Here is a 20,821-nt window from a genome sequence, read left to right as displayed (position 1 = left end):
TAAAGCGAAATACTTGAAAACAATGAAAAAGCACGTATGGTTACTTGTTATGTTTGCAATAACTATTGTAAATGCTCAAGAAAAGACAACAAAAGCTAAAGATTCAGTAAAAACTGAAGTCGTTAAGGTGGTTACCTCATATGTACCTAAAATTACTGATGCTTTTAAAATAAAACAAAAACCAACAATATCTCATACTAAAGAAACTGAAAAAAAGAAACTTGAATATCAAATCTTTTCAGTTCCTGTTGCCTCTACTTTCATTCCGAAAAGCGGAACCTTAAAGAAAATTAATTTAGGTAAACGTGAACGTTTATATGCTAATTACCTTTCTGCCGGTTTTGGAAACATGGTGGCTCCTTTTTTAGAAGGTTCTTTTAGAAGAAGTGTAAATTACGATAGTGAATTAGGAGGGTATGCTAGGTTTTTCCTGTCATTAGACCCTGTTGAAAACACTAAATTAAGTAGTACTTTTTACAATTTTGACCTTGATCTTTACCATCAACAAACTGAGCGCTATTTTACATGGAAAGCAGGTTTAGAACTTGAACGAAATAAGTATAGTTGGTACGGTTTACCTACCAACATTGATTTTACTGAACGTGTAATTGACGCTATCGAAGAAAGTCAAACCCATGGTTATTATAAACTCTATGGAAATATCGATTTTGACGACTCTTATATTGACTCTGCTAACGGAGCGATTTCTTTCTTTGCAGATGGTTTTAGCAGTGCTGAATTTAACATTGATCTAGGAGCAAACTTCAACTTCCCTTTAGACAGAATTCATAGAAACTTAAATGATTTATCCTTAAAAACAACTGTAAATTATCTAGGTGGAAAATTTGATAAAGCCTATGAAAGTCAAGATAATATAAACTATGGTTTTTTAACGTTTGGCTTAAATCCTTCCTACGAATTCGCTGTTAAAGACTTAGAAGTTAAACTTGGAGCTAAAGGATATTTTGCTCTAGATACCGAAAAAAGTATTAATCATCTCTTAGTATATCCAGATGTAGAATTGTCGTACCCTATTGTAAAGGACTTTGCCAATGTTTATCTTGGAGCTTCTGGTGGATTATATAACAACAGTCATAAAAGCTTTACTGATAACAATCCATTCGTATCACCTACATTGAATATTACTCAAACCAATGAGAAGTATAATGCGTTTGCAGGAATTCGTGGTAAAATGGGGCAGCAATTTGGGTATAACTTAAAAGGAAGTTATTCTGACATTGAGGATCAGCCATTTTTCACTTTAAACCACTCAAAATCAGACGGTACAAGAACTACCGATACAAATGCCTTTTTCTTATCTGGTTATGAATATGGAAATTCGTTTAGAACAGTTTATGATGACATTAAGATGATGAGAATTTTCGGAGAAGTGACTTTTGAAGGCATTAAAGATTTGGCTCTTGGCGCAAATATGGAGTTTAATCAGTTTACTTTAACGAACATCGAACATCCTTGGAATGCCCCTCAAGTTAAAGGTGAAGTTTTTGGTTTATACAAAGTTGAAAAATGGTATGCTGGGGCGAACATCTTTTTTGTTGGTGAACGAAAAGGTATTCAATATGCAAGTAACAATGCCAGTCCTTTTACAACAATTGATTTAGAAAGTTATATGGATATTAATTTTAACGGCGGATATCAATTTCATGATGATTTTTCGGTATTCCTAAACCTTAAAAATGTACTAAGTAATAATTATCAACGTTTCACTAATTTTCAAGTTCAAGGGTTTCAAGCCATGGCTGGGATTTCTTGGAAATTTGACACACTTTTTTAATGTTTAAATTCGTAGTACACATACTACTATTTATAATATTAACAGTCATAACACAAGTTGGCGGTATTATTTATATACTGTCAACTTTCTTTTTCAGGAAACAATCATACAAGAGGCTTAAACAACTTGCTTGCTTTCTAACAATCTACTCGTTCACTACCTTTCTAATTATACCTAAAATTGCTCCGCTATATGGAAGGCAAAAAATTCAAAATTCAAAATTTGTCGTACATCACAACTTCTTAACAGTTCTATGCAATCGCAACTATGTTACACCTGAGCTAAACGGTATTATTGAAAAAGTAGGCAAACAATTTTATGAAAATAAACCTGGAATTCAATTAGTTTATTTGGATGCTAATTTTCCTTTTTTAAATGGATTCCCTTTGCTCCCCCATTTAAGTCATAATGATGGCAAAAAAATTGATTTATCATTTATTTATAAAACTGAATCAGGTTCTCTCACCAATAATAAACCCTCTCGGTCTGGTTACGGTATTTTTGAATATCCAAAAAAACAAGAGCAAGACACTCCTATTTTATGTAATAAAAAGGGCTATTGGCAATATGACTTCACTAAATACTTGACACTTGGTAGCACAGGCCACTTATTCTTTGCTCCAAAAGAAAATCGAATTTTATTGAACATATTATCAAAACAAAAATCTGTTTCAAAAATATTTATTGAACCTCACTTAAAAACTAGATTACAATTAACATCAACTAAAATTCGATTTCATGGTTGTAAAGCTGTAAGACACGATGATCATATACATCTTCAGGTGAAGTAGGTCATTTTACTCCCAAACGAGTTTGTCTACTTCAAAACTTCCTTCTTTTTTATCTAGTTTTACAACTACCGTTTTCTTTGATTCAAGCTTACTACCATAATTTTTATAAACATTGATCTTCAATATCGTAGGCCCCGATATTTTCTGAATCGCATCCGAGTAATAATCGATTTTAATTTTATATGTTCCTCTTTTAGCTTCTCTAAGCATGAATTCTTCTGGACCATAGCCATCAGTCATGTCAAACGACATTCTTCCTCCTATTTTTGTTTTTTTGTTTTTATAAGAAGCCTCTTCACCTAAAGGATCGGTAATCCAAAGATCAAGATCGGTATCATTATGGTTCCAATCCACAACTACTCGAATATCTACTGCAATATTTCTAAACAACTCTTTCTGCTCTTCAGTTAACTTTATATGACTTCCTTGTGCGTTCACTAACTTACAAAGTTCAACAAATGCTATCGACTCTATTCCTTCAAATCTTCTTTCTTTATCTTTTACCAATAGCTCTCCATTATATATTTTATATAGTAAATCAAAACTTGTCTGATATTCCCCTAACAATCCATAAACTAGAGCTAAATCTCTATAAGACTGAGGTTCTTCAGGTCTTAAGTCTAATATCTTTTCATAAACAACTTTAGCCATATCATACTCTTCAAAATATTCTAATTTATAAGCTAGGGCTTTTAAAAGTTCGTAATTATCTAATTCTATTTCAGCAAGATTCGTTAATATTCTAATTGCTAAATCTTTTTCTTTTCTATTCATAAAAAAATCAGCGACATCCAAGTAAAATGTTGGACTATTAGAATAATGATCTCTAATTTTTAAGTACTTTTCATAAACTCTTTTTATAGATTTTTCTTTTGATAGAACATCTAAGTATTCCATTTCAGGATTCCATCCTTTTAACTCTAATTCCTCTTCAATTTTTAAGTTAAATTCTTCTATCTCTTTTTTATTTTCTTCTATTCCTTCTTTGGTCGTAATAATTATCACACCAAACTTGCCCCTTTCACCATAAAGCTTCACGGCATCAATTGATTTAAGGACTTCGATTGAATAAATACTTTCTTTGTTAAGTTTTTTAACATCAGTTTCCGTCACTACAATACCGTCAATTATGTATAACGGGTTATTTGATGCTAACGCTATAGAAGACGTACCTCTAATGACCACATTACTATTCTCATTTGAAGTATCGACATTCATAACACCCGAAACTTTACCTTCTAACATATTACTAGTAATACTTGAAACAGCACTACCAGTGACATATGTTTTTCTTGTTGTTCCATAACCTACTACAACTACCTCCTCTAACAAATTATCACTCTCCATCATAACAATATTTTCCGACGAAGATTCGGCCTTTTTCTCAATTGATTTCATTCCGACAAAAGAAAAAACTAGTGTGTCATTTTCGTTTGCATTGATACTAAAATTACCATCAAAATCGGTTTCTGTTCCATGCGTAGTTCCTTTAATTAAAACCATAACTCCTGGAAGAGGTCCGCTCTCATCTTTTACTGTTCCTGACACCACTCTTTTCGAATAATCAATAGGCTCTTGTTTATTTATTACCTCATTATTTGTTTCATCTGGAATAGTATTAATAGATATATTATCTTGACCAGAATTTTCTCTTAAATTTTGGCTGTTATTGATTACAGTTTCATCCTGATCAGTATTTCTCGAAATAGTGTCCGATTGACTTAAATTTGATAAAGTTTCTTTTTCTCTTTTGTTTTTGTTAGAAAAATTAGTGAGGTACCAATCTTTGACGGTTTGGTAATTTCCTAACAGTTCTTCTTTTCCTTTGTTAATCCATTCGGTAGTTGATTCTTTTTCCTTCTCCTCTTCCTTTAAAAGTCTTTTGTACTCACGTTTTAATTCAACAGGAGGTTCAATTTTATAACGAACGTAATCTTCAATCCTATCTAAAATTAACATAGAAGTGTAGTCCGTTATTAAGTGATACTCTTTTGCTAATGAGATTATTTCGTTTTTATTAATTTCTTTATCTCTCATTAAATGTTTCAATCTTTCTTTTGCCCAAAGTCGTTTTACTCTTTTCGATTTTACTCCATTGTTTAGATCAACAACAATCCTTTTAGTTACTTTATTTTGATAGCCAAACTTTAGTTTTAAATTTTCTTTTTTTGATAGTTTCCCTGTAATAACAAAGTCTCCTTTGATGTATTTTTTGTTTTTCGGATAAACTTGAAGGTTTCTTGAGCCATTTTCAATGCCTAAAAACTGAAGTTTTTGATTCGTTAGTAAATATTGAGCACTTTTAATATTGATTTTACTTAAGTTAAGATACACTCCTCCCCTTTCCTCTGCAATTCTATTTAGTTTGAAATGGTCTGCTGATGGTAATGAGTTTATTGTGTAAACGGAAGCATTATCCAACTCTTTTATACTTCCTAAATTACTCAACCCATCAGAGAACAATAGAACTTCATTTGACCTTAGTTTTATTTGCTTTAACACATCAAAATTAGTTCCTCCATCATAATGTTGCTTATCTAATTCAGACCTCAATTTTGTCCAATTACCATTTCTAATCTTATAATTAAATTCGCTATTGATGGTATTATTGAAAGTTATTAACTCAACTTCTACATTGTTTAAATATCTAAAATATTTATCCAAAAGAGAATATTCACTTTTCAGATCTCTATTTCGCATGGATGAAGAAACATCCCAAAGTATGGTTATTTTATCAGGCCTTACCTTTTCCCTTGTTTCTAATTGAATAGGCACCGAAGCATAGAAATAATCTCTATCAAATAAAACTTCATTTCTCGTCACACTTTTTTCAAGTATAACATCAATAGCTTTGTTAGGCGTAACGTTCTTCTCGTAAACATAAGCACTATACAAATTCCCTTTTCGTATAAAATCAGTAGTACCAAACTGTTTACTTTTCACTAAAGCCTTGGTGAATTCTCCGAAAACAAAGATATCTACCGAAAAATTTTCAATTTTCTTATCGATTCCTAATGGAAGCTGATAAGCCATTCTCTTATTCTTTGTGATCAACTTTTCTTCATACGTCAAAACAATTCTTTTATGGCTATTCGGTAATATGGGATATACCCTAGCTTTATAATTGTTTCCTGAAGTTTTCTCTAATAGAGCAGGATCAATTCTTTGCCTGATCGTACTTTCAAATGCGGTTCGCGCCAGTTCTTTCTCAACAATAACCGATTCACGTAACTTTCCATTGATTTCCATAGCAAATTTAAATACAGTTTGCCCTTCACCTAAAGGAAACATCAATTCTCCTTCCAGTGTTCTATCCAACTCATTATAAAATTCCATATCGTAAGTCGTGGTGGCGTAATTACCAATAACATTTACTTCAACTTTTAAACTTGAAAGTCTTAGTTTGTTGGAGTTCCCTGTAATAAGTTCCGGAGTTCCCTGAGAATAAGTTAAGGCTGTTACTAAAAATAAGTAGATAAGTATTAAATTCTTCATAGTTGACATTTTGATACTCAAACTTAGTCTTTCTATAAAGAGATTTAAATTAGAATTGAGAGAACAACTATGTATTTGAGGTGAAATGACAATTTGAATGAGTAAAGGATTATTTTTCTCCAGTAAACTTGGCTCATAACAATAGATTCAAAGCAACAATGCTCATTCTTCTTGTTTACCCATTAAACTGCCTTAAATGATGATCTAAATGCTTCCAAATAAGTCTTCCCCAATCTTTTTGAGATAATGAACCAAAAAATGGATGTGGGTTTAAACTTCTATTCTCTAACACTTCTTTTAATAAAGATAATAACAAACTTTTTTCTATAGCAAAACTAGCTATTTCATCATTACTTTTTTTAACATTCATTTTTTCTGGTGTAGACAAACCTCGAAACCACGGCAAACCATATAAGCCAATCCATTTGCCAAAACTTGTCCTCATTACAAAACTACCTTCCACTCCGTTCTGTTCTATTTTCCCTAAAGCTAATTCCAATTGCTTACTGCAATGTTTTAACATTTCGGTTGTATTCATAGTACCCCACTTTCTTTGATTATGAGCATGTAATTCTTCTAATCGTAAAACAATCTCTCTATAATCGGTCTCTTGAAAAATATTTGATGGCATATTATTGTTTAATTTTTTTCAAGATAAAATTTAATAACGCTCCTTAATCTATTTTTTATGGAAAAACACTAATTTTGCTCTACTGTGAAAACTAAATACAAATTGCTCATATTTCCCTATTCATTTAATCAATAGGTAAAGGCTTTTCCTTTTTTAATTTTGAAATGTTAATTATCTTATGAAAAAAGCACTACTTATTTGTTTGTCTTTTATAGCATTCTTCAGTTGCTCTGAAAATGAAACCGTCCCACAAAAAACATTCCCTGATATGATCTTACTATCTAAGCGTGATAACGGTCTATATCAAACCAATGTTACTGATAATGGAAATAATTTTGAAGACATTAACTTAACGAGTAATTATAATGTACCTCAACATTATAATATGTTAGAAAAAATATCGAACAACTTCACTATTACTTGGCTAGGTCAAGGAGATGGAAATGTTTATTTTTTCCAAAAAAATATTGAAACTGATTCTCCTCCAATAAATGATAAAGTTTGTGATATTAATTTTGAATTACATGGTATAAGAGCTTTTCAGTTAAACTCCGAAAATCACTTTATCTTGTTTACTGCAAAATTTACCAATGGAACTACCAAAAACTTTATTAAATTATATAACAAAATAACAAAAAGCTGTCAAACAATATTTCTTTCTAATCTAATTTATCCTCGTGACAATATATCCGCGACCGTTCATGAAAATTACTTAATTGTAAGTCAAAGAATTAATACTGAAACAACAACAATTTCTAAAATCAACATTAATTCTGGAATAACTGAAAAAGAGATATCAATCCCAAACTCCAGATTTAGCGGGACAATTGCCAATAACACCATTTATATTTTCGTAAATGATAAAATGAATACATATGATTTTTCGAATCTACAGTTGTTAAACTCAGAAGAGTTTAACAATTATCTGATTCCAGGACCAAGATGGTTTAAAAGTCAAGTAAAAGATAACAAAATGTTAATATCCTTACCTTACCCTGCTCCCGCTGATGTATCTAACGAACCCGCACTCATAGATCTCAACACGGGTAATCTAGTTGAAATCAAGAAAGGTTTTCTTCTCGATATCCATATGAATAAACTAAAAGATTTATTCAGTTATACGGCATTCGTAGGTAGATATTTCACAGATCTCAAATCTAAAAGAATTTATTGTTGCTTTTCAAAAAACTATGAGTTTACCCAAGGAGGTGTTCTTGAAATAAATTTCGATGGGGAAATTACAAACTATATTGAAACTGAATTCTTCCCCCACGAAATTATATTTAAAAATCAATAAGTTTCATTTTAAAATATAAAGTGTCTCTAAAAAATAAAAAATCCGCTGAACTACACAGCGGATTTTATAAATACTTTTATTTATATTTTAGTGAGCATTGACGCCTGCCACAATATATCTCAACTCTACATCTTCATCTTTAACACTAAAATGTATTGCAATAGGTTGAGGATCGCCTTGATTAAAGATTACCGTAGACTCTGTTTTATAAGCTTGTTTAAAAGGAGTTCCCTTTAATTGCTCTGGGTCTAGTTCTTTAAGTTCAATATGAAAATACGGAGGTTTTTGCTGAGATGGTCCATTATAATGCATATCATATACCTCTATCTCATCCTTACCTTCTTTTAAAAAAAGGTAGTACGTCCCTGAATTTACAATAGGAAAATGTGTAAAATTATCTCCATGATCAACTGGTGTTGCATGAATAGGTATATTTTTGGGTCCATGATGTGGCGGAGCAAAAACATCTTCTAAATCGTGAACAGGAGCTATAACTTCTGTTGCATTGTCAACTTGAAACTGATCTGAAGCTAATTTAATTATTTCTTGTAAAGATAATTCATCCTTTACAAGCGTGGGGGTTAAAGTAGTCATAAAACTAAGTTTTGGTTAATATTAAAACCAAGATAACCAATAATTTACTAAGAACTTAAGGGGAAAAACACCCTAAAAAAACATCTTGTTTCCATCTTAATTTGAATTATAAAAAGGTCCATCCCATTATTTTTCATTAGTTCACCTATAAATCAAGCATTTACTTACTCATACACAAAAAACAGAACCGTCTTTAGCTAAACAAATAGCAAAATTGCAGGTATTTTATGCTCGAAAATCATCGTATTATACTACAAAAAACTAAAAGGATTTCATTTATATCACAAGCATCTATGACAGAAATCAATCACTCCAAAACTTAAAACGAAAAGAGTTCAGTATATTGGAACGTTTTAAAAAAATAATAAGCATATATTTAAAGATCAAAAGGTTTCAGTTAAAACGTTTAACTTCCAACAAAAAAACATCTTTATTATTTTAAAAAGAGCCATCGTAAATGAACCAAAATATAAACTTAGCCGTTTTAATTGACGGAGACAATATACCTTCTGCCAATGTAAAAGAAATGATGGAGGAAATTGCAAAATATGGTAATCCAACTATAAAACGAATATATGGTGACTGGACAAGACCAGGTTTAACTAAATGGAAAAACTTACTTCTTGAAAATGCCATTACTCCTATTCAGCAATATGGATATACTACTGGAAAAAATGCCACCGATTCTGCTATGATTATTGATGCTATGGATATTTTATATAGTAGAAAAGTTGATGGTTTTTGCTTGGTTTCGAGTGATAGTGATTTTACTAGACTAGCTACTCGGTTAAGAGAAGCTGGTATGACAGTTATAGGAATTGGAGAGAAAAAAACTCCAAATCCTTTCATCGTAGCCTGTGATAAGTTTATTTATATTGAAATTTTAAAGAAACAGTCCGAAGAAAAAATTGAAAATAAAGATGTAGAGCAACCTAATGTTGACAAAATAACGAGAAAAGTCATAAACTTAATATCATCCACTATTAATGATGTATCTGATGACGATGGGTGGGCTTTTCTAGGAGATGTAGGGAGTTTATTATTGAAAAAACGCCCTAATTTTGATTCAAGAAATTATGGATACGAAAAACTCACACCTTTAATAAAATCAATTGATAAATTTGAAATTGAACAAAGAGTAAATCATAAAAATAGGCACAAACTCATATTTGTTAAAATCAAAGAAACAAATACAAAAAGAAGCAAAAAAGAAATAAAATAAGACTACACCGTTCGACTATAATTATTTTTTCTTTTAAACCCTGCTTCTGTCAGGACTTCCTTATCATAATTATTTTACGTAGTTTTATAAACTGCATAAATTAAATGATTTATTTACAAATGAAAAAACTAACGGTACTTTCACTGGTAATGGCTAGTATTCTTGCTATTTCCTGTAAAAAAGAAAATAACACTACTCAAAAGAAAGGAAGCTCTAATGAAGTTTCTGTTGAAGAAAAAAAAGACTCTACAAACATTAAACACCTATTTAATACTGCTCTTACCGAAGGAAAATCTTACGAATGGTTAAGAGATTTAACCTCCATTGGTGGAAGACTTTCAGGATCTGAGGAAGCCGCTAAAGCCGTTGTTTGGGGTGAAAAAGTAATGAAAGAAGTCGGTTTAGATTCCGTATGGTTACAACCTGTAATGGTACCTCATTGGGTTCGTGGTGAAAAAGAAGTAGCAAACTACATGTTTCATGGAGAAAAAATAAATGTTCCTCTTTGTGCTCTTGGATTTTCCATTGCAACTCCATCTAATGGAATAACAGCTGACGTAATTGAAGTTAAAAACTTGAAAGAAGCCGAATCTTTAGGTGAAAAGGCAAAAGGTAAGATTGTTTTTTTCAACGGTGCTTTTGACAATACTTTAATTAACACATTTCATGCTTATGGAGGTTGTGTTGGACAGCGTTTTGCTGGAGCGGCTACTGTAGGAAAATTTGGTGCAGTTGGTATGATTGTTCGCTCAATGACTAATGGTATTAACGACTACCCTCATACAGGCTCTATGAGTTATAAAGATTTACCAGAAAATCAATACATTCCTGCCGCGGCAATTAGTTCAAGAGCTGCAGAAAACCTAAGCAAACATTTAAAAGAAAACCCGAATTTAAAGTTTTACTTTAAACAAAGTTGTAAAACTTTACCAGATGCACCTTCTTTTAATGTTGTAGGGCAAATCAATGGTTCAGAAAATCCAGATAAAATAATGGTTGTAGGTGGTCATTTAGATTCATGGGATTTAGGAGATGGTGCACATGATGACGGAGCTGGAGTTGTGCAATCACTTGAAGTTGCTTATTTATTAAAAAAGAATGGAATAAAACCTAAAAACACGATAAGAGTTGTGTTTTTTATGAACGAAGAGAACGGACTTCGTGGGGCGACTGAATACAATAGACTTGCCAAGGAAAATAACGAAATACATATTGGCGCTTTAGAATCAGATGCAGGTGGACATACCCCAAGAGGATTTTCTATTGATGCTAATGAAAAAAATGTTGACTTAGTACAAAGTTGGAAAAAATTATTAGCTCCATACGGATTGCACGATTTACTAAAAGGAGGTGCAGGCGCCGATATTGGCCCTTTAAAAGATGACCATGTTACCCTAGTAGGTTACAGACCCGATTCACAACGTTACTTTGATTACCACCATACAGAAACGGATACCTTCGATAAGGTAAACAAACGTGAACTTGAATTAGGAAGTGCCTCCATGGCGAGTATCATATATTTAATGGACAAGTATTTATATACCGAAGACACATTAAAACCTTAACAATCAAAAGCGGAATTACTTTAGTATTCCGCTTTTTTATTTGAAACAAACCCAACATGAAAAACATAATTCTTTCGCTTTTTATCCTCAGCGCTTTTCTGTCTTGCAAAAAACAATTACAGGCAGACCTCATAATTATTAACTCCAAAACCTATACCGTTAATTCAAGTTTCGAAATAGCTGAAAGTTTCGCCATAAAAGACGGCAAATTCATTGCAGTTGGAAGTTCTGAGGAGTTACAAAACATCTATAAAGCTAAACAAGTTATTGATGCTAAAGGAAATCCCATTTACCCCGGATTTATCGATGGACACTGTCATTTTTATGGTTTAGGTCTTACACAGCAAAAGGTAGACTTAGTAGGCACGAAAAGCATTGAAGATGTATTACAAAAACTCGTTACATTCCAAAAAGAAAAAAACAGTTCTTTTATTACAGGTAGAGGCTGGGATCAAAACGATTGGGAAATCACAGAATTTCCAACAAAAAAGAAGCTTGATACATTGTTCCCAAAAACACCTGTAGCCATTACTAGAGTTGATGGTCATGCCATGCTTGTAAATCAGGCTGCTATTAATTTAGCTAGTATCTCACTAGAGTCTCAAGTTGATGGTGGAGAATTTATAAAAAAAGACGGAAAACTAACGGGAGTTTTAATAGACAATGCTATGAACTTTATCAAAACACCTCTTCCTTCTAAAAAAGAACAAATTCAAGCCTTAAAAGATGCTCAAAAAATTTGTTTTGACCTCGGACTTACAACTGTTGATGACGCTGGATTAGACAAAGAGGTTATTGAACTTATTGATAGCTTACAAAACTCTGGTGATTTGAAAATGCGGATATATGCAATGATTTCAAACAACAAAAAGAACCTCGATTATTATTTAAATAAAGGTATTGTAAAAACTGATAGGCTTCACGTTCGATCAGTAAAAGTATATGCCGATGGTGCTTTAGGTTCAAGAGGTGCTGCATTAAAAGATGAATATGCTGATAAAAAGGGACATTTTGGGGCTTTTGTAAATTCGTTCGATCATCTTCAAAAGTTAGCACAAAGAATAGCGCATTCAGATTATCAAATGAATACACATGCCATTGGTGATTCTGCAAATTATGTCATGCTAAAAACATATCACGAAGCATTGATTAACAAAAACGATCGACGTTGGAGAATTGAACATGCCCAACTGGTAGATTTAAAAGATTTTGACTTGTTTAAAAAAGTACTTCCTTCTATTCAACCGACACATGCTACTTCAGATATGTACTGGGCAGAAGATCGTGTTGGAGAAAAAAGAATTCAAGGTGCCTATGCTTATAACGACTTATTAAATCAATATGGAAAAGTAGCTTTAGGAACAGACTTTCCGGTTGAAAAAGTAAACCCCTTCTATACTTTTTATGCGGCAGCCATACGAAAAGACTTAAAAGGTTATCCAGAAAGTGGTTTTCAAATGAATAATGCTTTATCAAGAGAAAACACGCTAAAAGGAATGACTATTTGGAATGCTTATGGAAATTTTGAAGAGAATGAAAAAGGCAGCATTGAAATTGGGAAAGTAGCAGATTTTATTATTCTCGATCAAGATATTATGAAAATTGACGGTTCTAAAATTCCTAGTACAAAAGTTATATCTACATACATCAATGGTGAAAAAGTAAAATAATTGCATCTTTTCTAAAGAAACTTTGTCTACTAATAAATCAAAAGTATCATGACAACGCTTCAACGAAAAACAGCATTTTACGAACAATTATTATTAGGAAAAAAGGCGTTTAAAAGTTCTAACTTTAAAACGTCATTTTATCATTTTGAAAATGCCCATATTTTGGGGCAAAAAAATGTATACCGCCATACCTTATCTCATTTTTGGATGCTTCTCTTAGGGATAAAATCAAAAAATCATAAAGAAATAGCAGGTCAATTCTTTCGAATTATGGCTTCAATATTTTTTACATTAATTTGGGTACCAAAGGGAAACACAGGAGGTTCAAATATTTCCCCTTTAAAACCGATACCGATAAGAAAAGAACTTCAGAAATATTTTTAATTCAAAATGCATCTTTTTAATAAAACTAGAGTCTATTATATGAACATTAAAAATAATCATAATGACTTATAAAACTCAATGTACTTGCACCTGTGATGGATGCGCTAGCGGAAACTGTAAAAATTGTACTTGTACAAATTGTACATGCAATAATTGTAATTGTTAAACTAAGGTGTCGTTTATCAAGTTTCTATAACATTGATAAGCGGCATTTTTTTTAAATTTGTAGAATGACAACAAAACAAGTTTGGAGCAAGTATTCAGATGATTTAAAGTATTTTATAATTAGTAAAGTGAGAAATCAAACCGCTGCGGAGGACATTCTTCAAAATACTTTTATAAAAATTCATACAAAACTTCATACCTTAAAGGATATTACCAAATTAAAACCATGGATTTTTAGTATTGCCCGAAATTCAATCATTGATTATTTCAAGACCACAAATCAAACATTTGATATTGCAATTTTTGGAGAAAATACTGAAGACTATGATTCTTCACATACCGAACAAGATTGCTTAAGAGGTATTTTAAAAAACCTACCTAAAAAATATCGCGACCCTCTTTTTTTATCCGATATTAAAGGTCTAAAACAACAAGAAGTTGCCGATCAATTAAAACAAAGCTTATCCACAACAAAATCACAAATACAAAGGGCTAGGAAGTTAATAGCTCAAGGTTTTATGGATTGTTGCGGGTTTGTGATGAACGAAAATGGAAAACTTATTGGTGAAATTCAAGACAAGGATGATTGTAAAATTTGTAATTAAATAAAACTATGTTTACAATAAAGTGATATTGATTTGATTCTTTTACCGAAATTAAAATCAACCCTTTATGAAAAATTATTTTCTATTTTCATGTTTAAGTTTATTACTACTTACTGCATGCAGTGTGCAAGACGATGTCAATAATCCATCTCCCAAAAAACCTTTAATCATAGCACATCGTGGTGCTCAATCGATACTTCCCGAGCATACTCTAGAAGCTTACAAAAAAGCAATAGAAATGGGAGCCGACTATATTGAACCAGATTTAGTACTTACAAAAGATGGTTATTTAATCGTGAGGCACGAGCCGATGCTTTCAGGAACAACCAACGTATCTGAAATGACGGAATTCGATCAGTTAAAAACAACAAAAAACGTTGATGGAAAGTTAATCACAGATTGGTTCGCTACCGATTTTACCTTAGAACAAATTAAAAGGTTAAAAGCCAAACAAGCTTATCAAGGTAGGCCTACAAATTATGATAATCAGTTTTCTATTCCAACTTTCGAAGAAGTTATAGAGTTAGTTAAAGACGAATCTAAATCAATAGGTATATATCCTGAAATAAAACACCCTTATTTTCATAATGAAATTTTCGAAAATCATTTCATGGAAAACGAACTCATAAAACTTCTACAAAAACATAACCTCAACACATCTGAGGCTTCAATATTCGTGCAATGTTTTGAGGTTGAACCCTTACAATATCTAAACACAAAATTATCTGTAAAACTAGTTCAATTAATTTCAACATATACTATTAAAGAAGATGGTTCTTTAGATTTTAATGTTCCTCAAGGAGATTTTATTTCTTACGGAGCTCCATATGATTTTTACAAAAAAGGTGATTCCAGAACTTATGAATATTTCACTTCTGAAGAAGGAATGAAATTCACCGCAACATACGCTGATGGAATTGGACCTTGGAAACCATTTATTATTTCTTACAAAACCAAAAGTAATGGTGAGAAAATAGTATTACCTCCAACAAATTTTGTTAAACTAGCACATGAAAATAATCTTCAAGTACACCCGTATACTTTTAGAAATGAAAACACACAATGGAGCAATGGAAACCCAGAAAAAGAATACCACCTATTCTTTGATGCAGGCGTTGACGGATTGTTTACTGATTATACAAATGAAGCAGTGGATGCTCTAAAATCTTGGTTAGACAAGCAATAAATAATAAAGCAACAGAACTCCTTATTGGTCTAAATAGGGAGTTCTTACTTAAATCCCTAATCTTAAATTTAGGAGATATTCCAAGAAAACAAACACAATAATAATTCTCTAAAAAATAAAACATAGCTGATAAACGAATCTTTTGTAATTTTGTGTAAAATAGACACTAAATGAAGAAACCACAAAATATAAGAGTTGCTGTTGATGCTGTTGTTTTTGGCTATGAACAAAAAGAACTTTCTATATTACTAATCAAAAGAGGTGTTGAACCTTTTAAAGGAAGTTGGGCACTTCCAGGTGGACTCGTTTTAGAAGATGAATCACTTGAGCATGCCGTACAGAGAGAACTTCAAGAAGAAACAGGCGTTACTATCGATTATTTAGAACAGCTATATACCTTCGGAATACCAGAGAGAGATCCAAGAAACAGAGTGGTTTCAGTTACCTATTTCGGTTTAGTAAGTCCAAATCACTTTAAAATTAGTGCCGATACTGATGCCGATGATGTAGCATGGTTTTCAATAAATAAATTACCAGATCTTGCCTTTGATCATGACCGTATTCTTGCAATGGCACTTGAAAGGCTAAAAAACAAAATCAACTACCAACCTATTGGATTTGAATTATTAAAGAAAGAATTTCCTTTTTCTGATTTAGAGAATTTATACCAAACAATTCTTAACAAAAAAATTGATCGACGAAACTTTAGAAAAAAAATTCTAAGTTTTGGAATCCTAACTGAAACCGATAAAATCCATCAGCCTTCCAGCGGTAGACCTGCAAAACTCTTTAAATTTAACACTAAAAAATATAAGGAACTCGAAGAGAACGGTTTCCACTTCGAAATTAAGTTTGCGTAAAAAAAACACAAAAAACTTTTTCTATCTATAAAACTTTTCTATTTTTGCGTTAAAATTACGCAATATGATTTTAAATTTAGATACACAGTTTACTCCTCACGACACTAACAGTTCAATAGAATATAGTTTTTTCACCTTTTCAGGAGGCGAACCACATATTAAAATCATTACGGATTTAACAGATGTATTACAAGTTACCATTACACATCGTATTCAATCGTTCAATGATATGGGAACTTTATTACTAGCAACAAATGCATTAAGAAACATGGGAGTTCAAAAATTACATCTAGTACTCCCCTATTTCCCAGCCGCGAGACAAGATAGATTGATGGTCTCGGGAGAGCCTTTGTCAGTGAAAGTTTATGCTGATATTATTAATCAACAAGGGTATTTTTCAGTAACCATATTTGACCCACATTCAGAGGTTACACCTGCCTTGTTGAACAACTGTAAAATAATAGACAACTTCACTTTTATTGAAAGCGTAGTGAAACAATTATCTAAGGACGTTTTATTAGTTTCTCCTGATGGAGGTGCTTTGAAGAAAATATATAAAGTAGCTGCTCACCTACAGAATTATGAAGTTGTAGAAGGTTCGAAAAGTAGAAACGTAAAAACAGGTCAGTTAACAGGTTTTAAAGTTTATGCTGATGACTTACAAGGAAGGGACTGCTTAATTGTGGATGATATTTGTGATGGTGGTGGAACATTTTTAGGTTTAGCTAAAGAATTACAAGCTAAAAATGCAGGGAAATTGTATTTAGCGGTCAGTCACGGAATTTTCAGCAAAGGATTTGACGAGTTAGGAAAAACCTTCGCCAAAATTTATACCACAGATAGTTTTAAAAACATTGATAACGAACATTGTGTTCAAATTAAATTAAAAGAAATATTAAAAAATTAAGTTATGAAAACAGTAACACTTTACAGGCCCATTGGTGAAAAGGAGTTGCTATTAATTGCTGAGAATGATTTCACTTCATTTCCTACTAGGCTAGATTGGCAACCAATATTCTATCCTGTTTTAAATGAAGAATATGCTTGCGAAATTGCTTCGAAATGGAATACAAGAGATGAGTTCGGAAATTACTTAGGTTTTGTTACAAAATTCCAAGTATCTCAGGCTGAATTTAGCAAGTACAAAATTCAAAATGTTGGAGGGACAATACATAATGAATTATGGGTACCTGCAGAAGAGCTTGAAACTTTCAATAATTCTATTGTAGGAAAAATAGATGTATTTAAGGTTTATATAGGCTCTAGTTTTAAAAAAGCGACCTCACAAATTACTAAAGAAATTATAGAACGATTAAATAAAACACTATGAAACTAAAAACAAAGCTATATAAAGAACAATTAAAAGAATGGCCTGAAAAAGGACATCATATAATGGCACAATATGATGATGAAAAAGTAATTGTATATCAATCGTATCGTCCAGAGATAGGGAATTTTGCTATGAAAAACCAGTTTTTCGGAGGGCCTTTTAGATATACTAGAATGACATGGATAAAACCAAACTTTTTATGGATGATGTATCGAAATGGTTGGGGAACAAAAGAAGGTCAGGAAGTCGTATTGGCAATTCACTTAAAAAGAGAAGCCTTTGAACGCTATTTAAACCAAGCCGTATACTCTAGCTTTAAAAATGATCTTTATGAAAACTGGGATTCTTGGCAAGAAGAAGTAAAAAACTCGTCAATAAGATTACAATGGGATCCCGATCATGATCCGTTTGGGGCTAAACTGGAAAGACGTGCTATACAAATTGGCATTAGAAATGAAGAGATTATTCAATACGCAAAACACGATATTATAGAAATAGAAGATATCTCCGAGTTTGTAAAAGAGCAATACACTCATGTATTGAATAAGAATCTGGATCAATTAATAATCCCTGACGAGAAACCATACATTCCATTCAATTCGGATGTAAAGAAAAGATTAATGATAGAAACTTTACCTCATGAAAAATAATTGTATCACATCAACTTTTATTGGATTGGCCGTAGGCGATGCCTTAGGAGTTCCTGTGGAATTTAGAAGTAGAGAATCCTTAAAACTAAACCCAGTTGTTGACATGCGGTCATTTGGCACGCATGAACAACCAAAAGGCACATGGTCTGATGATAGCTCTCTTACTTTTTGTTTGGCTGAAAGTTTATGCAATGGTTACGATTTAAAGGATATTTCGATAAAGTTTATTCAATGGATGGGAGAACAAATATGGACACCCCATGGATATGTTTTCGATATTGGTATTCAAACAAGAAAAGCTATTTATCAGTTAATTGATATTATAAACACCAAAGAATATGAGGATCTAAAACTTTTAAAGTACAACGACAATGAGTATACAAATGGGAATGGCTCATTAATGCGAATTATTCCGTTATTATTTATTTTGAAAGGAAAGTCCATTTTAGATCAATTCGAAACTATTTGGCATGTTTCATCTCTAACCCATCCGCATATTAGATCAGCAATAGGATGTCTCATTTATTTGAATTTTGCAGAACATATTTTAAATGGAAATTCAATTAAGGAGGCATATGTAAAAATGAAAACTAAAATTTCAAAATTCCTTAAGGATCGAAAAATATCCGAATACGAACGAAATCATTTTTCTAGAATTTTAGATAAAAATATAAAGGAGTTAAAAGAGAGTAGTGTCAACTCAGGAGGATATGTAGTGCATACTTTAGAAGCTTCGTTATGGTGTTTACTAAATACAAATAGTTATTCCGAAGCCGTTTTAAAAGCAGTGAACTTAGGAGATGACACCGACACAACGGCAACGGTTGTAGGCGCTATTGCAGGACTATACTATGGTTTAAATGAAATTCCTAAAGAATGGATTGAATCACTAGTGAAAAAAGAGGATATTTTTTATTTAAGCAATCGATTCGCTAAAAAATATGGTTATGAAATGTGCCATAACAAACCTTGATACCCAACGAGATAATTATTGACGAATTACATCTACCTTATGTAAAATAATAAAAATAAACAGATGAAAATTAAAGTTCTAAAAGGAGATATTACAACGGTTCATGTCGATGCTATCGTAAATGCCGCTAACACCAGTTTACTAGGAGGAAGCGGTGTTGACGGAGCTATTCATAAAGCTGGAGGTAATGCCGTTTTAGAAGCATGTAGACAAATACGAAATAGGCAAGGTAAATGTAATATTGGTGAAGCTGTTATAACAACAGGAGGTAATTTACCAGCTAAAAAAGTTATTCATACAGTTGGTCCGGTGTACCAAAAAGGGAAAAATAATGAAAAAGAAAAAGAATTATTAACCAACTGTTATGAAAACAGTATGTTACTTGCTAAGGAAAACGATATACAATCTATTGCTTTTCCGTGCATCAGTACAGGGATTTATCGGTTTCCTAAGCAGGTAGCAGCTGAAGTAGCTATTTCGGCTATCAAAAACAACCCAATACTTAATGAAGTAGTTTTTGTTTGTTTTGATGACGAGAACTATGAAATTTATAAAAAACTAGTAAACAATGAGCACAATTAACTATGTAAAGGGAGATGCAACCCAACCAAAACAAAATGGAAATAAAATTATTGTCCATATATGCAATGATATTGGAGGTTGGGGAAAAGGTTTTGTTATGGCTATTTCCAAAAGATGGAAAGCGCCAGAAAAAGCCTATAGAGATTGGTATGCTAATCAAAACAATTTCGAACTAGGAGAAGTTCAATTTGTTCAAGTTGAGGAAGATTTATGGATTGCAAATCTCATTGGACAGCACAAAATTAGAAAAGACGAAAACGGAAACGCTCCTATTAGGTATAATGCTATAGAAAAAGGATTAATCAAAATAAAAACAAAAGCAACAGAATTGAACGCTTCTGTTCATATGCCAAGAATTGGATGTGGGCTTGCAGGTGGAAAGTGGCAAAACATAGAACCTTTAATTCTAAACGAGTTAATTGAAAATTCTATTTCAACCACTGTATATGATTTTGAATAAATAAATTAGAAACAATGAATGAAAAAGAGACAAAACGAATCAGTAAATTTTTAAGTCTGATTTTAAGGCATCAGCCTGAAAAAATAAAGTTAAATCTAGATAATAACGGATGGGCCTCTGTTGAGGAACTCATCACAAAGTCGAAAAGTAATGGTATTACTTTTTCAAAGAGTATTTTAGAACAAGTTGTTAGAGATAACGACAAACAACGATTTTCTTTTAACGAAGACCATAGCAAAATTAGAGCTAATCAAGGACATTCTCTAAAGAATGTGGTAGTGTTAACAGAAACGAGCACTCCTCCTCCATTTTTGAATCATGGCACTGTTGCCAAGTTTATGGCTTCAATAAAAGAAACTGGTTTGCAAAAAATGAGTAGGCAGCATGTGCATTTAAGTCTGGACAAAGAAACTGCTATTAAAGTTGGTAGCAGAAGAGGGAAACCAATACTACTTTCTGTTCGCTCTGGTGATATGTTTAAAAATGGATATAAATTCTATCTATCTGAAAATGGAGTTTGGTTAACGGATCATGTACCACCAGAGTTTATTGAATTTAAAGATTGA

20 protein-coding genes are annotated in these 20,821 nt (G+C 32.1%); 17 read left to right on the top strand and 3 right to left on the bottom strand.

Annotated features, from left to right (window positions below):
* Positions 1 to 22: 22 nt before the first annotated feature.
* Positions 23 to 1,795: a porin family protein gene (locus tag BLW23_RS18060; protein ID WP_093672484.1), complete on the top strand. Its 1,773-nt coding sequence runs from the start codon at positions 23 to 25 to the stop codon at positions 1,793 to 1,795.
* Complete coding sequence (locus tag BLW23_RS18055; protein WP_093672482.1) at positions 1,795 to 2,586, top strand: hypothetical protein; 792 nt, start codon at positions 1,795 to 1,797, stop codon at positions 2,584 to 2,586. The genes BLW23_RS18060 and BLW23_RS18055 overlap by 1 nt, the downstream gene beginning before the upstream one ends.
* 6 nt (positions 2,587 to 2,592) lie before the next feature.
* On the opposite strand, the gene BLW23_RS18050 is transcribed toward BLW23_RS18055, so the two are convergent.
* Both BLW23_RS18050 and BLW23_RS18045 read right to left on the bottom strand, forming a co-directional pair.
* A complete protein-coding gene (locus tag BLW23_RS18050) occupies positions 2,593 to 6,081 on the bottom strand; it encodes a VIT domain-containing protein (protein WP_176829876.1) in 3,489 nt (1,162 codons plus the stop codon).
* Between the two features lie 175 nt (positions 6,082 to 6,256).
* Positions 6,257 to 6,712 (bottom strand): DUF1569 domain-containing protein, encoded by a 456-nt coding sequence (locus BLW23_RS18045; protein ID WP_093672477.1) that lies wholly within the window; start codon positions 6,710 to 6,712, stop codon positions 6,257 to 6,259.
* A gap of 178 nt (positions 6,713 to 6,890) precedes the next feature.
* Between BLW23_RS18045 and BLW23_RS18040 the strand changes: the two genes are divergently transcribed.
* Complete coding sequence (locus BLW23_RS18040) at positions 6,891 to 8,009, top strand: hypothetical protein (protein ID WP_093672475.1); 1,119 nt, start codon at positions 6,891 to 6,893, stop codon at positions 8,007 to 8,009.
* Positions 8,010 to 8,096: 87 nt separating this feature from the next.
* On the opposite strand, the gene BLW23_RS18035 is transcribed toward BLW23_RS18040, so the two are convergent.
* Positions 8,097 to 8,603 (bottom strand): hypothetical protein, encoded by a 507-nt coding sequence (locus BLW23_RS18035; protein ID WP_093672473.1) that lies wholly within the window; start codon positions 8,601 to 8,603, stop codon positions 8,097 to 8,099.
* Positions 8,604 to 9,060: 457 nt separating this feature from the next.
* Between BLW23_RS18035 and BLW23_RS18030 the strand changes: the two genes are divergently transcribed.
* The 14 genes from BLW23_RS18030 (at position 9,061) to BLW23_RS17965 (ending at position 20,821) form a co-directional block, all read left to right on the top strand.
* Complete coding sequence (locus BLW23_RS18030) at positions 9,061 to 9,825, top strand: NYN domain-containing protein (protein ID WP_093672471.1); 765 nt, start codon at positions 9,061 to 9,063, stop codon at positions 9,823 to 9,825.
* A 119-nt stretch (positions 9,826 to 9,944) separates the two neighbouring features.
* Positions 9,945 to 11,390 carry a M20/M25/M40 family metallo-hydrolase gene (locus BLW23_RS18025; protein ID WP_093673185.1) on the top strand — a complete coding sequence of 482 codons (1,446 nt, stop codon included), beginning with the start codon at positions 9,945 to 9,947 and terminating at the stop codon, positions 11,388 to 11,390.
* Between the two features lie 56 nt (positions 11,391 to 11,446).
* On the top strand, positions 11,447 to 13,060 hold the full coding sequence (locus tag BLW23_RS18020; protein ID WP_093672469.1) for an amidohydrolase: 1,614 nt from the start codon (positions 11,447 to 11,449) through the stop codon (positions 13,058 to 13,060).
* 48 nt (positions 13,061 to 13,108) lie between these two features.
* A complete protein-coding gene (locus BLW23_RS18015) occupies positions 13,109 to 13,444 on the top strand; it encodes a DUF3703 domain-containing protein (protein WP_093672467.1) in 336 nt (111 codons plus the stop codon).
* A gap of 230 nt (positions 13,445 to 13,674) precedes the next feature.
* Entirely contained in the window at positions 13,675 to 14,214 is a 540-nt protein-coding gene (locus tag BLW23_RS18010; protein ID WP_093672465.1) for a sigma-70 family RNA polymerase sigma factor, read from the top strand.
* 67 nt (positions 14,215 to 14,281) lie between these two features.
* Positions 14,282 to 15,400 (top strand): glycerophosphodiester phosphodiesterase, encoded by a 1,119-nt coding sequence (locus BLW23_RS18005; protein WP_093672463.1) that lies wholly within the window; start codon positions 14,282 to 14,284, stop codon positions 15,398 to 15,400.
* Positions 15,401 to 15,570: 170 nt separating this feature from the next.
* Complete coding sequence (locus BLW23_RS18000) at positions 15,571 to 16,260, top strand: NUDIX hydrolase (RefSeq protein ID WP_093672461.1); 690 nt, start codon at positions 15,571 to 15,573, stop codon at positions 16,258 to 16,260.
* Between the two features lie 64 nt (positions 16,261 to 16,324).
* On the top strand, positions 16,325 to 17,167 hold the full coding sequence (prs, locus tag BLW23_RS17995; protein ID WP_093672459.1) for a ribose-phosphate diphosphokinase: 843 nt from the start codon (positions 16,325 to 16,327) through the stop codon (positions 17,165 to 17,167).
* 3 nt (positions 17,168 to 17,170) lie between these two features.
* Entirely contained in the window at positions 17,171 to 17,590 is a 420-nt protein-coding gene (locus BLW23_RS17990; protein WP_093672457.1) for an ADP-ribosylation/crystallin J1, read from the top strand.
* Complete coding sequence (locus BLW23_RS17985) at positions 17,587 to 18,240, top strand: DUF4291 domain-containing protein (protein WP_093672455.1); 654 nt, start codon at positions 17,587 to 17,589, stop codon at positions 18,238 to 18,240. The genes BLW23_RS17990 and BLW23_RS17985 overlap by 4 nt, the downstream gene beginning before the upstream one ends.
* Positions 18,230 to 19,213 carry an ADP-ribosylglycohydrolase family protein gene (locus BLW23_RS17980; RefSeq protein ID WP_093672453.1) on the top strand — a complete coding sequence of 328 codons (984 nt, stop codon included), beginning with the start codon at positions 18,230 to 18,232 and terminating at the stop codon, positions 19,211 to 19,213. The genes BLW23_RS17985 and BLW23_RS17980 overlap by 11 nt, the downstream gene beginning before the upstream one ends.
* Positions 19,214 to 19,276: 63 nt before the next feature.
* On the top strand, positions 19,277 to 19,795 hold the full coding sequence (locus BLW23_RS17975; RefSeq protein WP_093672451.1) for an O-acetyl-ADP-ribose deacetylase: 519 nt from the start codon (positions 19,277 to 19,279) through the stop codon (positions 19,793 to 19,795).
* Positions 19,782 to 20,255, top strand: coding sequence for a macro domain-containing protein (locus BLW23_RS17970; RefSeq protein ID WP_093672449.1), 474 nt, complete (start codon positions 19,782 to 19,784; stop codon positions 20,253 to 20,255). The genes BLW23_RS17975 and BLW23_RS17970 overlap by 14 nt, the downstream gene beginning before the upstream one ends.
* A gap of 14 nt (positions 20,256 to 20,269) precedes the next feature.
* Positions 20,270 to 20,821 carry an RNA 2'-phosphotransferase gene (locus BLW23_RS17965; RefSeq protein ID WP_093672447.1) on the top strand — a complete coding sequence of 184 codons (552 nt, stop codon included), beginning with the start codon at positions 20,270 to 20,272 and terminating at the stop codon, positions 20,819 to 20,821.

Source organism: Tenacibaculum sp. MAR_2009_124 (genome assembly GCF_900105455.1).
Classification (GTDB): Bacteria; Bacteroidota; Bacteroidia; order Flavobacteriales; family Flavobacteriaceae; genus Polaribacter.
The sequence above is the reverse complement of the archived record's forward strand: the minus strand, read 5'-3'. Positions and strand labels throughout refer to the sequence as shown.

Excerpts from the sequence above, each read along its gene's own strand:
- BLW23_RS17970 (WP_093672449.1), top strand. The coding sequence starts at position 19,782 with ATGAGCACAATTAACTATGTAAAGGGAGATGCAACCCAACCAAAACAA.
- BLW23_RS18025 (WP_093673185.1), top strand. The coding sequence starts at position 9,945 with ATGAAAAAACTAACGGTACTTTCACTGGTAATGGCTAGTATTCTTGCT.
- BLW23_RS18035 (WP_093672473.1), bottom strand. The coding sequence starts at position 8,603 with ATGACTACTTTAACCCCCACGCTTGTAAAGGATGAATTATCTTTACAA.
- BLW23_RS18060 (WP_093672484.1), top strand. The coding sequence starts at position 23 with ATGAAAAAGCACGTATGGTTACTTGTTATGTTTGCAATAACTATTGTA.
- BLW23_RS18005 (WP_093672463.1), top strand. The coding sequence starts at position 14,282 with ATGAAAAATTATTTTCTATTTTCATGTTTAAGTTTATTACTACTTACT.
- BLW23_RS18045 (WP_093672477.1), bottom strand. The coding sequence starts at position 6,712 with ATGCCATCAAATATTTTTCAAGAGACCGATTATAGAGAGATTGTTTTA.
- BLW23_RS18020 (WP_093672469.1), top strand. The coding sequence starts at position 11,447 with ATGAAAAACATAATTCTTTCGCTTTTTATCCTCAGCGCTTTTCTGTCT.
- BLW23_RS18040 (WP_093672475.1), top strand. The coding sequence starts at position 6,891 with ATGAAAAAAGCACTACTTATTTGTTTGTCTTTTATAGCATTCTTCAGT.
- BLW23_RS17975 (WP_093672451.1), top strand. The coding sequence starts at position 19,277 with ATGAAAATTAAAGTTCTAAAAGGAGATATTACAACGGTTCATGTCGAT.
- BLW23_RS17965 (WP_093672447.1), top strand. The coding sequence starts at position 20,270 with ATGAATGAAAAAGAGACAAAACGAATCAGTAAATTTTTAAGTCTGATT.
- BLW23_RS18015 (WP_093672467.1), top strand. The coding sequence starts at position 13,109 with ATGACAACGCTTCAACGAAAAACAGCATTTTACGAACAATTATTATTA.
- BLW23_RS18010 (WP_093672465.1), top strand. The coding sequence starts at position 13,675 with ATGACAACAAAACAAGTTTGGAGCAAGTATTCAGATGATTTAAAGTAT.
- BLW23_RS17985 (WP_093672455.1), top strand. The coding sequence starts at position 17,587 with ATGAAACTAAAAACAAAGCTATATAAAGAACAATTAAAAGAATGGCCT.
- BLW23_RS18000 (WP_093672461.1), top strand. The coding sequence starts at position 15,571 with ATGAAGAAACCACAAAATATAAGAGTTGCTGTTGATGCTGTTGTTTTT.
- prs (WP_093672459.1), top strand. The coding sequence starts at position 16,325 with ATGATTTTAAATTTAGATACACAGTTTACTCCTCACGACACTAACAGT.
- BLW23_RS17990 (WP_093672457.1), top strand. The coding sequence starts at position 17,171 with ATGAAAACAGTAACACTTTACAGGCCCATTGGTGAAAAGGAGTTGCTA.
- BLW23_RS18050 (WP_176829876.1), bottom strand. The coding sequence starts at position 6,081 with ATGAAGAATTTAATACTTATCTACTTATTTTTAGTAACAGCCTTAACT.
- BLW23_RS17980 (WP_093672453.1), top strand. The coding sequence starts at position 18,230 with ATGAAAAATAATTGTATCACATCAACTTTTATTGGATTGGCCGTAGGC.
- BLW23_RS18055 (WP_093672482.1), top strand. The coding sequence starts at position 1,795 with ATGTTTAAATTCGTAGTACACATACTACTATTTATAATATTAACAGTC.
- BLW23_RS18030 (WP_093672471.1), top strand. The coding sequence starts at position 9,061 with ATGAACCAAAATATAAACTTAGCCGTTTTAATTGACGGAGACAATATA.